Genomic DNA, 13699 nt, shown 5'->3' on the forward strand with positions numbered 1-13699 from the left:
CGGCGTCCGGGGTACATCACGCGTTGCGCCTGCAGGGGTTATATCGTGACTCGATCCTGTTCAGGCTTCTGCTTGATAGCGCTCTGCGGCCTGCGCCTGTCGAATATCCGACAACAATCCTTGCCGCGCTCCATCCAGAGCGTCCCAGCGATCCGCAACGTGCAGCGGCGGGATGGTGACCAGTTCGCGGCGGTCGAAGCCCACCAGCGCTGCGTCAACCAGTTCTTCGACGTCCATCACCTCTGAAAGAGTGTTGACGTCGATCCCGGCACGCTCCCAGATTTCGGTGCGGGTGGCCGCCGGCAGTACTGCCTGGACGTAAACGCCTTGTGGCGATAATTCCAGGTTCATGCCTTGGGACAGGAACAGCACGTAGGCCTTGGTAGCACCGTATACGGTCATGCCGAACTCTGGCGCAAAGCCCACCACTGACCCAAGGTTGACGATTGAACCGCTGCCCGATTGTGCAAAGCGTGGGGCCACCGCTGCCGCGAGTCGTGTCAGAGCAACCACGTTGAGTGCGATAAGCTTTTCAATGGCCTCGGCGCTTTGCTGAGTGAACCCGCCCGATTGCGCCATGCCAGCGTTATTGATCAAAACGCCGATCCGGGCATCGTCACGCAGGCGAGTTTCGAGTGCGGCGAGGTCGGCGGCCTGGGTAAGGTCGGCCTGAAGCACTTCGACAGCAACGTCGTTTTCTGCACTCAGTTTTGCCGCAAGGGCGTCCAGACGTGGCTTGTCACGTGCGACAAGCACCAGGTTGTGGCCGCGGCGGGCAAATCGCTCGGCGTAAACGGCACCAATACCGCTGGAAGCGCCAGTGATCAGAACAGTGGAGAGCGTAGTCATCGAGAATGTCCTTGCATGAGAGGCGATGAGAGAAGTCGCGGGTTTCAGCCTGCGATGGTGGGGTAGTCGATATAACCTTCAGCGCCGCCGCCGTAGAGCGTGGCCGGGTTGAGCTCTGTCAGCGGTGCACTGGTTTTCAGGCGCTCGATCAGGTCAGGGTTGCTGATGAACGGACGGCCAAAGGCAACGAGGTCCACCTGCCTGGCGTCGAGACGGGCCGTTGCGAGGTCGAGGTCGTAACCGTTGTTGGCCAGGTAGGTGTGCTCGAAGCGCTGACGTAGCGCGCTGTAGTCGAACGGAGCAATATCCCGCGATCCGCCCGTGGCACCTTCTATTACGTGAATGTAGGCAATGCCCAGCGCGTTGAGCTGCTCGGCGATGTACTCGTACTGTGGCTGGGGATCGCTGCTGGAAACCCCGTTGGCAGGAGAAACCGGCGATAGCCGGACGCCAGTGCGTTGTGCACCGATTTCCTTGACCACGGCAGTGACGACTTCCAGCAGCAGGCGCGCGCGATTCTCTACCGAGCCACCGTAGGCATCGGTGCGCAGGTTGGCGTTGTCCTTGATGAATTGATCAAGCAAGTACCCGTTGGCACCATGGATTTCGACACCGTCGAAGCCTGCTGCAATGGCATTTGCCGCTGCCTGACGAAAGTCGTTGACGATACCTGGCAGTTCGCTCAGCTCCAGCGCGCGCGGCTCGGACACGTCTGAAAATTCGTTATTGACGAAGGTTTTGGTCTGCGCCCGGATGGCTGACGGTGCGACAGGCGCTGCGCCGTCCGGTTGCAGGTCAACGTGAGAAACCCGGCCTACGTGCCAGAGCTGCACGAAGATACGCCCGCCTGCCGCGTGCACCGCGTCAGTCACCTTGCGCCATGCAGCGATTTGCTCTGACGTGTAAAGCCCCGGTGTGTTCTGGTAACCCTGAGCCTGGGGAGAAATCTGCGTCGCTTCGGTAATGATCAGTCCGGCAGAGGCCCTTTGTGCGTAGTAGGTCGCTGTCAGCTCTGTAGGGATCAGGCCGGCACCCGCACGGTTGCGGGTCAGTGGTGCCATCACGATACGATTCGCCAGCGTCAGATTGCCTAAGGTGTAGGGTTCGAAAAGCGTTTTCTCGGACATAGCGTTCATCTTCCGGGGTGGTGATGGACGCTATGATTACGATCGAAATCTAAAATGTCAACGTATTGATGTTGATCAACATCAATATTCGAAAATCCACGGCATGCTCGACGCTCAGGTCGTCAAGGTATGGCCATGACAAATCACGTGCGCTCAGGCATCTCCGCTGTTCTGGCGCGCTACGGTGTAAGCAGAAAAGGGGTCATCGGCTTGAATATCGACTCGGCCGAGACGGCAGAAAACTCATCCGGCTTTCTGTCGATCGTCAATGAGGCGTATCCGTGCGCGGTGCTCCAGGCCAGGAAGGTGCGTTGCTCAAGGACTGTCGGGTCGGGTTCGGTACCGTTTTTTTCTATCCATGCCGTGCGTATCGACTGACGAAGCAGCTGTAACGTGGCTTCGCTTGAAGAGAGAAGTCTGGGCAACGTGCGGTTGATGCCTGACATCCCGAACATCAACCGAAAGTGCTGAGGGTAGTGTCTGGCGAAATTTACATAGCCCATCCCGCAGCCCAGGATACAGTCGCCAAGATCCCGTTGTGCGACACGGATAGCGTCGACCATGCGCTCGTAACCATCTGCCACGACTTCTGCCAGCAGGTTTTCCAGAGAGCCGAAGTGGTGTGCAGGCGCCGCGTGAGAGACATTCGCCCGTCTGGCGCATTCGCGTAAAGAGAGTCCGCGTATGCCCGTTTCGCCAACAATATCCCAGGCCGCCTGACGCAAGACAGTTGGCAAGTTGCCGTGGTGGTAGGTACGCGGAGTGTCCGAGACCGGCATGTAAAGCTCCCTGTCATGAAACAAAAGTTATACGCCCGTGGAGTAATTGTATCTTGTCAGTGACAAGATACGCTGCTCTAATTGCGCCAGACCTTGTGGCCGGTGGCGGAGAATACTGATGAGCAAAATCACCAAAAGGCTTCGATTACTGGCGTTGCGTGGCACGTTCATGCTTGCCAGCCGTATTCTACCGGGCACCACTGGAAGACACCTTGCCCGACGTTTCGTTACACCTCAGGTTGCCGGGCGTGCAAAGGCTGCCGCATTACTGAGCACATCGCCGGATGCGCGAATGGATACCCTGGAGCTGAACGGAAACAAGGTAGCCACTTATGTGTGGGGAGATCCGTCCAGCCAGCCTTATGTATTACTCGCTCACGGATGGTCAAGCTACGCGATGCGTTTTATCGAGTGGGTGCCGTTGTTACGATCAATGGGGTATGCAGTGGTGGGTTTTGACCAGCCTGCTCATGGGCTGAGCAGCGGCACTATCAGCCATATGCCGCAATTTGTGGACATACTTCGGCAGGTCGGGCGCCATTTTGGCAGGCCGACGGCCGTAATCGGGCATTCGCTGGGCGCTTCGTCAATCGTCTTCGCTCAGGAAGAACAGTGGTGTCCCGAACGATTTGTGTTGATTGCGCCGTTCCTTGCGCCGGCTGACAGCGTGTTTCAACAGTTTGATGCTGTGGGTGTGGCCCATAAGGTGTTTGTACCTTTTGAAGGGTACTTGTATGCGCTGAGCGGCCGGCGTTTTGCGGACTACGACGCTTCTCTGCGATTGCATGTATTTGATCTTCCTGCGTTGGTTATCCACGACCGGCACGACCGTGAAACCCCGTGGGAGAAGGGTGCCCGGTTCGCAAAGCTATGGCCCGGAGCACAGCTCTTTACGACTGAAGGATTGGGCCATAACCGGCTGATCGATCATCCTTCGGTTATTGCCGAAGTCATGAAATTTCTGCAGCCGGACAATCATCTGCCGACGTCCGAAGCGCTGGAACGATGAACGTGTTCAGCATGCTTTTTAAGCCGGGCCGCGCTGTTTCGTAACCTCAGGCTTGCCAGCAGGATCCTGGCGGGTTGACGGGGAGAGGGTCAGTACCGCTCTGATCGTCATGAACATCATCCTGATACTTCATACAGGAACCCGTGACGCGGCTGGAGGGCTGGTCATGGTTCGGGAGGTCGCTGTGGGCAATGATCATTTTTTCGATGAGTCGGCGGTGCTGGAAATCGTCCACAGCGCTAATCTTGCACGTTGCAGAAAGCTGACGTCTGGCCAGCTTTACCTGGGGCTGGTACGCGTTCTGCCTACGGTTCCGGCAATAGGCGACTTTATGGCGATAATTGATGGCCTGGTGAAAGAGGGGCTTTTGATTTCAGGTGCCGTATTGCCCTATGACCCCTCGTTTCCCTATGTGCAGCATATTATTCTCGGCCTTACCGAGCCAGGCGAGGCAGCTCTGGATCGATAAGGTCTCAGCCCGAAAACTTCTGCTGTTAATGGTGTGCACTCACGCTGCAACCGTCCCGTGCAAACGCCCCCGCAAGCCTGTATTGCAAACCTTGTTTGCGGAGTGCTTGCAGATCGCCGATCTTCAAAACTACATTAGCGGTGTTGAGGGCATATCGGCATCAGTCGATAAAAACAGGAAGCCTGGACTTCCGCGCCCCTGAAACGATGACGTCTTTCCCTCTGTTTTCGCATAACTATTGTGCGATGGCTGCCGCCAACGGTAACTCATTGAAGCAGAAAGAAAATGATCGAACCCGAACGCATTGTGACCTTGTCCCGTGAAGTGGAGTCTCTGGCGACTCGTGGCGTCAGCGATATACAGATGATTACCCGCCAGACCCGATTGCTGGCGATAAACGCGCTGATCGAAGCGGCGCATGCAGGCAAGGCCGGTCGAGGTTTTGCAGTGGTGGCAGAGGAGGTGAAGAATATCTCCGAGCAGATTTCGAAGATTGCCAGTGGGCTCACTCAGGACCTTCAAGCGTCGGTCAATGAACTCACCGAACTGGGCAAGGGCATGTGTTTTGATGTGCGAGGCCAGCGACTGGCAGACCTCGCGTTGAACCTGATAGAAATCATCGACCGTAATCTGTATGAGCGCACGTGCGATGTTCTGTGGTGGGCGACCGATGCGTCGCTGGTCGATGTACTGATGACGCCAACCCCGCAAAATCGTGCTCATTCCAGTGAGCGCCTTGGCGTCATTCTGGACAGCTATACGGTGTACCTGGATATCTGGGTGGCGGACACCACAGGCTGTGTGATTGCCTCCGGCAGGCCCGGCACCTTCGGCAAGGTTATCGGTGCGGATGTCACCGACGCGACCTGGTTCAAGCAGGCGGTGCGGCACTCGTCGGGCGATCAGTACTTTGCTGGCGAAGTGGCGGTAGAGCCCTTGCTCAACGGTTCACAAACCTGCGTGTTCAGTGCCGCTGTGCGCAGCAACGCTGGCAAACACTCACCTGTGATCGGCGTCATCGGGATCTTCTTTGACTGGCAGAATCAATCGGACTCGGTGATACAGGGCGTGCGCCTGAGTGACGAAGAACGTACCCGCACCCGAGTGATGATGGTCGACGCCAGCCACAAGGTAATTGCCAGCTCCGACCCGCAAAGCCCGTTGGGCCACCGTGTCGAGCTGCACGCCAGGGCTGGTCAGGCGACCGGCTACAGCACGCTGCCCAACAACAGTATTCAGGGGTATTCAATGACGCCGGGCTTTGAGACTTACCCTGGCATGGGATGGCTGGGGGTGATTGAACAGCAACTTCCGTAGCCTGTCGGCATATATCGGGCCGCTGCCGAACCTTTTCGGCAGCGGCTCTTGAACGTTATAGACGGAAGCTCCCCACCAGCTGCGTCAACCGGGTGGATTGCTGTTCAAGGTCATTGCATGCACGCAAGGTGGCGTTCAAGTTTTCCACGCCCTGCTGGTTCAGGGTATTGATCTCCGTGATATCCACGTTGATCGCTTCCACTACGGCGGTCTGTTCTTCGGTTGCCGTGGCAACCGAATGATTCATGCCGTCGATTTCGCCGATGCGTTCGGTAACGTGCTCAAGGCTTGCAACGGCCTTGTTGGCAATGCCGACTGTTTCAACGCTTTCGCGCTGACTTTCGTTCATGATCGCCACTGCTTCGCGAGCGCCGGATTGCAGTTGCTCGATCATCTCCTGTACCTGGCTCGCCGATTCCTGCGTACGGTGGGCCAGGCTGCGGACCTCATCGGCCACTACGGCGAAACCTCTGCCGGCTTCACCCGCGCGCGCGGCTTCGATGGCGGCGTTAAGGGCCAACAGGTTTGTCTGTTGCGAGATGCCTGTAATGACTTCCAGGATCTGACCGATGTTGGCTGTCTTTGTATTAAGCGTTTCAATCTGCTCACTGGCGTTACTGATGCGTCTGGACAGACGGCTCATGGCCGCGATGTTCTGCCCGACCACTTCCTGGCCGTCCGAAGCCAGCGTGCGGGCGTCGCTCGAGTGGCCCGAGGCGCGCGCGGCATTCTGGGCAATTTCCTGGGTCGCGGCACCCAGTTCATTAATGGCGGCGGCCACGCTGTTGGTCCGGTTGGACTGTTGATCGGAATTGAGCATTGACGAGTTGGAGGCGTTCACTACCCGCAGAGCAACTTCGTTGAGCTGTACAGTGGAGGAGGCCACTTCACGCATCGAGTCATGGATGCGTTCCACGAACAGGTTGAAGCCGTTGCCCAGATACCCGAACTCGTCTTCGCTCTGAATGGTCAGACGCTTGGTCAGGTCGCCTTCGCCGGCAGCGATATCATGCATGGCGCGGCCCATCAGGTTCAGCGGCCGCATCAGGACGCTCAAGAGCATCCCCAGCAGCAGGATAATCAACACCACGGCAATGACCGTCGCCACAATGGCCGAATTTCTGAACTCGCCCAGTGCTGCGTAGGCGATCTCTTTATCCATCGCCACGCCCACGTACCAATTCACGGAGGGCAGCCCGTCTACGTGAGCAAACGTAACGATCTGAGCCTTTCCGGCATGCTGGCTTTCACTGAGGTCTTGTGACAATGCGGGCGTATTCGCCGGGTAGACTTCGGCCAGCGTCTTCATCACCAGCGAGGTGTCCGGGTGAACCAGAATGCGACCATTCGCGTCGACCAGGAACGCATATCCGTCCCCATGAAGCCGTAGCGAGCTGATCATCTTCACCAGTATCTCCAGACTCAGATCACCACCAATGACACCGGACACGCCTGAAGTACCTTTGACCGGTGTCGCAAGGGTCACGATCAAGCCCTTGGTCACGGCATCCAGGTAAGGCTCCGTGAGGATCGTTTTGCCTGCGCGAATGGCATCGACATACCAGGGCCGGGTTCTGGGGTCGTAGTCGGCCGGCATGTCATCGGGCGGCTGGGTGACGAAGGACCCGTCACGTTTGCCTTCGTAGATGCTCATGAACGTAGCGATAAGCGTGGGTTGGCCGAGGGCGAGATTCTGCGCTTCCGGGGACTGTGACTGTGGCGACGATGCGTTTTCAGCCAGGTTTTCCACCAGAAGAATCCGCCCTGAAAGCCAGCTGCGAATATTGCCCGCAGTGCTTTCGCCAGTCTGATTCAGGTTTTCCTTCAGCTGCACTCGAAGCGCGTTGCGCTGCAGATAGTCGTTGTAAAGCGTGAAGAGGGTGAATGCGGCGATCACGACGAGAGACGCCGCCAAGAGGATTTTATGGCTGAATTTTAGCGATTTTGTCATGCCGGTATGGGCCTTTAGAGGGGTGTTGCGCAGAGGGCACAGGTCGTAGATGAAGCTGGAGGGTTATCGGCGGGGATTCTTTTTTATGAATGTCGCGTGTCATATAAATGACCGGACAGCTCCACGAGCGATCAGCTTCAGTTGGCGGGATTGTTCAAGTCCAGATACCACTGCGCATAAGGCGTATTCGTCACTTTGCGCCGATTGAAATCCTCGGCCCCGTCGGTCCACCAGACTTCGCCGCGTTCACCCAGTGCAACTTTGGCCTGGTCGACCGCAGCCCGCGCCGTTTTCAGCGCCTCGGGGTCGCCGCTAGCCTTGGCAGCCCTGACGGCGCGGCGTGCGGTCATGAGCTGGTCAACCAGCTGCTGCCGAACGTCTTCGCTTAATGACGGGTTGGAGCAGCGCCAGAGTTGTCCCTTGACCACGAAATACCGACCGTCGGGCGTGCCTGGATTCACGTTATGAATAGCCTCGAGCGACAGCATCTGCGCCGATCAGACCGGTCACACGTCCGGCAAGCGTGTCCAGCCCGAAAGGTTTGGTCAGCACTTGCGTACAAGGTCGCAGGTGGCAGTCGTCCAGGACTGAGGTCTTGGCGTAACCCGTGATGAATAATGTAGGCAGCCCCGGCCGGTAATCGCCTGCTGCATCGGCCATTTCCCGGCCATTCATGCCGCCTGACAGGCCGATGTCACTGATCAGCAGGTCAATGCGGGTGTCCGATTGCAGGATCTGCAAGCCGGATTGAGCATCGGCTGCTTCCAGGCAGTGGTAGCCCAGGCCGGTAATCACTTCCGCAACGAGCATCCTGACCGAGGGTTCGTCATCAACGACCAGCACCGTTTCGCCAGTGTGGTGCACCGGCTCTTCAGTGACGTCGGGTTCGCGAATATGTGGAGCGTTTTCAGCGATGTAGCGCGGCAGGTGCATCACCACGCTGGTGCCCTGACCTTCGACCGACTCGACGCGGATCTGGCCACCGGACTGGCGGACAAAACCGTAGACCATCGATAGACCCAGGCCTGTGCCGGCGCCGATGGGTTTGGTGGTGAAGAATGGTTCAAAGGCTTTGGCGACTGTATCGGGGGTCATGCCTATGCCGGTGTCGGTAATGCGGATGCTCAAGTGCTCGCCAGCAGGAACCCCGTGATCCGGGTCGGTGCACTCCTCAATGGAAGCATTGGCGGTTTCGATGATGATGCGTCCGCCATTCGGCATTGCGTCACGGGCGTTCAGGCACAGGTTCAACAAGGAGCTTTCGAGCTGGGCATGGTCGATCAGCGCAGGCCACAGGTCATTCTGGGCGACCACCTTTATATCTATTTCCGGGCCGACGGTGCGTGCGATCATTTCTTCCATGTCATGGATCAGCATATTCACGTCGGTCACTCGCGGGGAAAGATTCTGGCGGCGCGAAAATGCCAGCAACCGGTGGGTCAGCGAAGCCGCACGGCGTACGGCCCCCTGAGCGACTGACACGTACCGGTCTACATCGCCCACACGTCCCTGAGCCAGTCGTTTGGTAATCAGTTCCAGACTGCCCGAAATGCCCGCCAGCAAATTATTGAAGTCATGTGCGATGCCACCTGTGAGCTGGCCGACGGCGTCCATCTTCTGCGAATGGCGCAAAGCATCTTCTATCTGCTCGCGTTCGAAAACGGCTTGTTCGATGCGCTGTTCCAGCGTCTGGTTGAGTTCCCTGACGGCTTCTTCGGCTCTTTTGCGTGCCGTCACATCGATAGAGGAGCCTATAAGACCGATGACTTCGCCGTTGCCGTCGGTCAGTGGCGCTTTGGTCGACAGCCATACCGCTGCAGAGCCATCAGCCAGGTTTACCTGCTCTTCAATCTGTTCGCTGACGTTGCTCTGCATGATCCGGCGGTCGGTTTCCATCAGGATCCGCGCTTGCTCCTTGTCATCCAGAAAGTCCAGATCCGTCTTGCCAATGAAAAACTCGGGCGGCTTGCCGATCAGCTCGGCAGTGCCGCGGTTGGCGACCAGCATTCTGCCCTCCAGATCCTTGGCGTAGACAACGCCTGGAACTGCAGCAGTGAATATTTTGAGCAGTTCGTTCAAGCGATCCCGCTCGGCTTCGGCGGCACGCCGGCTGTCTATGTCAAGCAGCACGCCCGGGCTGCGAACAGGCTTGCCGTGAGCATCGCGTTCAATTTTCCCGCTGGCTTCAACCCAACGATAAACGCCGTCCTGATGAAGAACCCGGTATTCGCATCGGTAGGTATCGCTGCCGAGCAGTGCCTCTTCGATGGCCTTGTCGACCCTGCGTGAGTCGTCAGGATGAATGGACGCTGTCACCAGCTCCAATGGGAGCCCTTTGGCACATAGTTTCGGGCACAGACCGAAGGTCTGGGCAAACTGCTCATCGCCTGTCAGGCGATCATCAATGATGTCCCACACCCAAGTGCCGACGACCGCGCCTGAATCCAGAGCGAGTTGCAGCCGCTCGGCGGTTTCCTGCGCTGAGGGAAGGAGTGGCTGGGGGGCGAATGGCATGCCGCCGGAAACATCATTGCTCATTACTATCGACCCACTTGAACGCCTGGTTCACAAAGACTCAGTCATAGGGCAGCGCAGCGGCCTGAAAGTTGTACAAAATTTATTCTATTTTGTGTCCCGGACACTAAAAGCCGATCAATGACACTCGATCATTCAATGTTCGGGATTGAGGGTGATATTAAATTAATATCATTTGGGGCGGGCATTATTTTCTGCTGATCAGGCAGGGACGGGTTTTCAGGTCATACCGGGCTTGCCGGCGTACCTGCAAGCACTGGATTTTGTAAGGGGACAGGTGTTTGTGCGGCGTTCAGGCGCTGGATTCGGCAAGTGTCCAGCGCCTGTCGGGTTTATCAGTTCTGGCCGACGGGTGCAGGCATGTTGGCAACTTGCTCAGGCGACCAGCGTGTCATCGCGTAAAACACTGCGCCGCCCAGAATGCAGCCGGTAAACCACGCGAAGTTGGCGATGGGCTTGAACCATTCGACGAAGGTGAAGCACAGACCGACCAGCGCCGTCAGCACCAACGCCTTGACCGCTATCCAGTTCACGCCATTGGTGTACCAGTAGCGACCGCTCGGTGTGTCATCGAACAAGGCGTCAACGTCAATCTGCTGTTTCTTGATCAGGTAATAATCCACCAGCAGGATGCCGAACAGCGGGCCGATGCAGGCCGCCAGTACATCCAGGGTGTAATGAATCACTTCAGGATTGTTGAACAGATTCCAGGGTGTGATGAAAATCGACGCCGCCGCAGCGATCATGCCGCCTGCACGCCAACTGATGCGGCTGGGGGCTACGTTGGCGAAGTCGAAGGCCGGGGAAACGAAGTTGGCGACGATATTGATGCCGACAGTGGCGGTCACGAAGGTGAATGCGCCAAGCAGCACGGCAGTGGTGTTATCGATGCGCGCTACGGTAGCGATTGGGTCGTGGATCATTTCACCGAAAATGGGCAGCGTGCCCGAGACAATCACCACCGTCACCAATGAAAACGCCAGAAAATTCACTGGCAAACCCCAGAAGTTGCCGCGCCGCACGTCAGCCATACTGCGGCAATAGCGGCTGAAATCACCGAAGTTCAGGGTGGGGCCGGAGAAATACGAGACCACCAGTGCGATAGCCATGACGACTTGCCCGAACGCTGCCCAGCCGGACAACTCTTTTTCAGCCAGGGTAAAACTGATGTTATCCCAGCCTGCACGCCAGACAATCCAGCCTGCCAGCGCGAACATCACCGCATAAACGGCAGGGCCGGCCCAGTCGATGAAGCGTCTGATCGACTCCATCCCGGTCCAGAACACTGCGGCCTGCACCACCCACAGCGCCAGAAAGCCGAACCAGCCCAGCCACGACAGCCCGAGAAAGGTCACGTTCTGATAGGCGGCGAGTTCCGGAAAGAAACGCAGCACCACGATTACCAGTGCGCTGGATGCCAGATAGGTTTGAATGCCATACCACGCCACTGCGATCAGCCCGCGAATGATTGCAGGAATGTTGGCCCCGAAAACGCCGAAGGCCAGGCGGCAGATGACCGGGTAGGGCACGGCAGCCTGCTGGCTGGGTTTGGCGACCAGATTGGCAATCACCTGAATGATGCAGATACCGACCAGCAATGCGATCAGCACCTGCCAGCTGGCCAGACCCAGAGCAAACAGGCTGGCGGCAAAGACATAGCCGCCGACGCTGTGCACGTCGCTCATCCAGAACGCCAGAATGTTGTACCAGGTCCATTTCTGCGGCAGCGGCCCCAGATCATGGTTGTGCAGGCGCGGGCTGTACCCGACCGGGCGTGGGTCTGTCATGGCGCTACTCCCTTGGTGAGTCGTGACGGGATCGGAGTACGATCAACGGTTTTTTTGTATACGATCGTGTACGCAAAAGATGTGCCATTCGATTTTTTCAAAGACCGGGAATTGATCCATGCTTTGTCGGATGGCGCTTTGCGAAGGTAAGGCGGGCGCGGCGGACATGTTCGCCACGCAGTCCGATGTGCACGTAAAAAGGGCGCTTTTGCTCATTTATAGTGCGAGCTTCATGAGGTTTGCAGGTTTTTGCAGTTGGCAGAGGGTTCAGATAGCGCTACTCATCATCGACTGGATCAGGCACTATTCCTGTATACGATCCGGGTAAAAAAGTGATGTGAAGTGATGAGTCGATCTGCCAGTACTCCGTTGTTCCTGACGCCCGCTGCCGATGAGAAAGGTCGTGACGAACAGATCTACCAGCATGTGCTTGAAGCCATCGTCGAGCATCGCCTTGCGCCGGGCACTCGCTTGCCCGAGGACGCGCTGGCTGAAGTGTTCGACATCAGCCGGACCGGCATTCGCAAGGTGTTGCAGCGTCTGGCGCTGGAGCGACTGGTGACCTTGCGTCCCAAGCGCGGCGCGGAGGTCGCGCAACCGTCGGCGCAGGAGGCGCAGGATGTACTGGGTGCCAGGCAACTCATCGAACCTGCGCTGATGGCGGATATAGCCACGAGGGTCAGCGGTCAGCGCCTGGAGTCATTGCGCGCGCTCTGCGATCAGGAGCATGAGGCGCAACATGCCGGGCGTCACAGCGAAGCGATTCAATTGTCGGCCCGCTTTCACGTGCAACTGAGCGCGTTGGCAGGTAACCAGGTCTTGACCGAGCAAGTTGCGCAGCTCACTACGCGTTCCTCGCTGATAGTGGCGGTGTACGGTTCGCGGCGCAGTGTCGGCTGTGAGTGTGGCCAGCATGTTGACTTGCTGGCCTTGCTCGAAACCGGGCAGGGCGAACAGGCCCGCGAGTGGATGGCCGAGCATTTGCGCCGCATCCGCGCCAGCCTGAATGTCGATGCGCCGGGCGGCGAGGCAGTGGATTTTCATAGCATTTTCAAACGGCGCTGAAGGAGTTCCGGTGCGTATTCAAGTGATCAACCCCAACACCAGCGAAGCCATGACCCATAAGATCGGCCTGGCCGCGCAAGCGGTTGCGCGCCCCGGGACGCAGATCATCGCCTGCAGCCCGGCTGATGGCCCGGTGTCCATCGAAGGCCATTTTGACGAAGCGATAGCGACCCTCGGCGTGCTGGAAGAAGTGCGCAGGGGGCGTGAACAGCAGATTGACGCGCACATCATCGCTTGCTTCGGCGACCCTGGCCTGCTGGCAGCCCGCGAGTACGCCAGCGCACCGGTGATCGGCATCGCCGAAGCGGCGTTTCATATGGCCAGTCTGATTTCGACCCGTTTTGCAGTGGTGACGACGCTGAGCCGTACCCGAATCATTGCCGAGCATTTGCTGCAGCGTTATGGCTTCAGTGAGTTGTGTACTTCGGTGCGCTTTATCGACCTGCCGGTGCTGGCGCTGGAGGAGAGCGGGCCTGAGCTGATCGAATCCATGGCCGAACAGGCCCGTCGCGCCCGTGATGACGAAGGGGCAGGCGCCATTGTGCTGGGCTGCGGCGGCATGGCGGATCTGGGCCGGCAATTGAGCGAAGCGATTGGCCTGCCGGTCATCGACGGCGTGGCTGCGGCGGTGAAACTGGCTGAATCGCTGGTGGATCTGGGGCTGAGCACCAGCAAACACGGCGACCTGGCCGACCCCATTGGCAAACCTTTCAAGGGCCGATTTGCCTACCTGAGCCGATAAAATGTGCGTCCAGAAAGGCACTGACGCACGCTTTGGGTGATGCTCCGCGCCACAGAGATCGGACGCGGA

The 13699-nt window shown here is 58.0% G+C and carries 12 protein-coding genes and 1 pseudogene; 5 read left to right on the forward strand and 8 right to left on the reverse strand.

Features of this window, described 5'->3' with window-relative positions; all coding sequences use genetic code 11:
• Positions 1 to 60: 60 nt before the first annotated feature.
• From ALO80_RS11010 to ALO80_RS11020, 3 genes are all read right to left on the reverse strand, one after another.
• Positions 61 to 849 carry an SDR family NAD(P)-dependent oxidoreductase gene (locus tag ALO80_RS11010; protein ID WP_054987766.1) on the reverse strand — a complete coding sequence of 263 codons (789 nt, stop codon included), beginning with the start codon at positions 847 to 849 and terminating at the stop codon, positions 61 to 63.
• Between the two features lie 44 nt (positions 850 to 893).
• Positions 894 to 1976, reverse strand: coding sequence for an alkene reductase (locus ALO80_RS11015; protein WP_055009028.1), 1083 nt, complete (start codon positions 1974 to 1976; stop codon positions 894 to 896).
• A 179-nt stretch (positions 1977 to 2155) separates the two neighbouring features.
• Positions 2156 to 2755, reverse strand: a complete 600-nt coding sequence (locus ALO80_RS11020) for a TetR/AcrR family transcriptional regulator (RefSeq protein ID WP_055009029.1) — start codon at positions 2753 to 2755, stop codon at positions 2156 to 2158.
• A gap of 118 nt (positions 2756 to 2873) precedes the next feature.
• Here ALO80_RS11020 and ALO80_RS11025 point away from each other — a divergent pair, with 118 nt between their 5' ends.
• The 3 genes from ALO80_RS11025 (at position 2874) to ALO80_RS32300 (ending at position 5550) form a co-directional block, all read left to right on the forward strand.
• Positions 2874 to 3764, forward strand: a complete 891-nt coding sequence (locus ALO80_RS11025; protein WP_055009030.1) for an alpha/beta hydrolase — start codon at positions 2874 to 2876, stop codon at positions 3762 to 3764.
• 109 nt (positions 3765 to 3873) lie between these two features.
• Positions 3874 to 4233, forward strand: coding sequence for a hypothetical protein (locus tag ALO80_RS11030; RefSeq protein WP_235812472.1), 360 nt, complete (start codon positions 3874 to 3876; stop codon positions 4231 to 4233).
• A gap of 285 nt (positions 4234 to 4518) precedes the next feature.
• The gene (locus tag ALO80_RS32300) at positions 4519 to 5550 is read left to right on the forward strand and encodes a methyl-accepting chemotaxis protein (RefSeq protein WP_055009031.1); all 1032 of its coding nucleotides are present in this window, start codon (positions 4519 to 4521) and stop codon (positions 5548 to 5550) included.
• Positions 5551 to 5605: 55 nt separating this feature from the next.
• On the opposite strand, the gene ALO80_RS32520 is transcribed toward ALO80_RS32300, so the two are convergent.
• From ALO80_RS32520 to ALO80_RS11055, 5 genes and pseudogenes are all read right to left on the reverse strand, one after another.
• The gene (locus ALO80_RS32520) at positions 5606 to 6445 is read right to left on the reverse strand and encodes a methyl-accepting chemotaxis protein (protein WP_408003283.1); all 840 of its coding nucleotides are present in this window, start codon (positions 6443 to 6445) and stop codon (positions 5606 to 5608) included.
• Positions 6446 to 6460: 15 nt separating this feature from the next.
• Positions 6461 to 7501 (reverse strand): annotated as a pseudogene (locus ALO80_RS32525) (HAMP domain-containing protein); the annotation flags it as partial.
• 137 nt (positions 7502 to 7638) lie between these two features.
• Positions 7639 to 7962: a hypothetical protein gene (locus ALO80_RS11045; RefSeq protein WP_055009059.1), complete on the reverse strand. Its 324-nt coding sequence runs from the start codon at positions 7960 to 7962 to the stop codon at positions 7639 to 7641.
• Between the two features lies 1 nt (position 7963).
• The gene (locus ALO80_RS11050; RefSeq protein WP_055009033.1) at positions 7964 to 10039 is read right to left on the reverse strand and encodes a hybrid sensor histidine kinase/response regulator; all 2076 of its coding nucleotides are present in this window, start codon (positions 10037 to 10039) and stop codon (positions 7964 to 7966) included.
• 332 nt (positions 10040 to 10371) lie between these two features.
• Positions 10372 to 11823: an NCS1 family nucleobase:cation symporter-1 gene (locus ALO80_RS11055; RefSeq protein ID WP_055009034.1), complete on the reverse strand. Its 1452-nt coding sequence runs from the start codon at positions 11821 to 11823 to the stop codon at positions 10372 to 10374.
• Between the two features lie 345 nt (positions 11824 to 12168).
• Here ALO80_RS11055 and ALO80_RS11065 point away from each other — a divergent pair, with 345 nt between their 5' ends.
• Positions 12169 to 12888 carry a GntR family transcriptional regulator gene (locus ALO80_RS11065; RefSeq protein WP_055009036.1) on the forward strand — a complete coding sequence of 240 codons (720 nt, stop codon included), beginning with the start codon at positions 12169 to 12171 and terminating at the stop codon, positions 12886 to 12888.
• Positions 12889 to 12898: 10 nt separating this feature from the next.
• Entirely contained in the window at positions 12899 to 13630 is a 732-nt protein-coding gene (locus tag ALO80_RS11070) for an aspartate/glutamate racemase family protein (protein ID WP_055009037.1), read from the forward strand.
• The last annotated feature ends 69 nt before the right edge of the window (positions 13631 to 13699 follow it).

It is taken from the genome of Pseudomonas caricapapayae (assembly GCF_001400735.1).
Classification (GTDB): Bacteria; Pseudomonadota; Gammaproteobacteria; order Pseudomonadales; family Pseudomonadaceae; genus Aquipseudomonas; species Aquipseudomonas caricapapayae.

Bases quoted from the DNA above. Each gene is read 5' to 3' on its own strand.
- ALO80_RS11010 (WP_054987766.1), bottom strand. From the start codon at position 849: ATGACTACGCTCTCCACTGTTCTGATCACTGGCGCTTCCAGCGGTATT.
- ALO80_RS11015 (WP_055009028.1), bottom strand. From the start codon at position 1,976: ATGTCCGAGAAAACGCTTTTCGAACCCTACACCTTAGGCAATCTGACG.
- ALO80_RS11020 (WP_055009029.1), bottom strand. From the start codon at position 2,755: ATGCCGGTCTCGGACACTCCGCGTACCTACCACCACGGCAACTTGCCA.
- ALO80_RS11025 (WP_055009030.1), top strand. From the start codon at position 2,874: ATGAGCAAAATCACCAAAAGGCTTCGATTACTGGCGTTGCGTGGCACG.
- ALO80_RS11030 (WP_235812472.1), top strand. From the start codon at position 3,874: ATGAACATCATCCTGATACTTCATACAGGAACCCGTGACGCGGCTGGA.
- ALO80_RS32300 (WP_055009031.1), top strand. From the start codon at position 4,519: ATGATCGAACCCGAACGCATTGTGACCTTGTCCCGTGAAGTGGAGTCT.
- ALO80_RS32520 (WP_408003283.1), bottom strand. From the start codon at position 6,445: ATGCGTGAAGTGGCCTCCTCCACTGTACAGCTCAACGAAGTTGCTCTG.
- ALO80_RS11050 (WP_055009033.1), bottom strand. From the start codon at position 10,039: ATGAGCAATGATGTTTCCGGCGGCATGCCATTCGCCCCCCAGCCACTC.
- ALO80_RS11055 (WP_055009034.1), bottom strand. From the start codon at position 11,823: ATGACAGACCCACGCCCGGTCGGGTACAGCCCGCGCCTGCACAACCAT.
- ALO80_RS11065 (WP_055009036.1), top strand. From the start codon at position 12,169: ATGAGTCGATCTGCCAGTACTCCGTTGTTCCTGACGCCCGCTGCCGAT.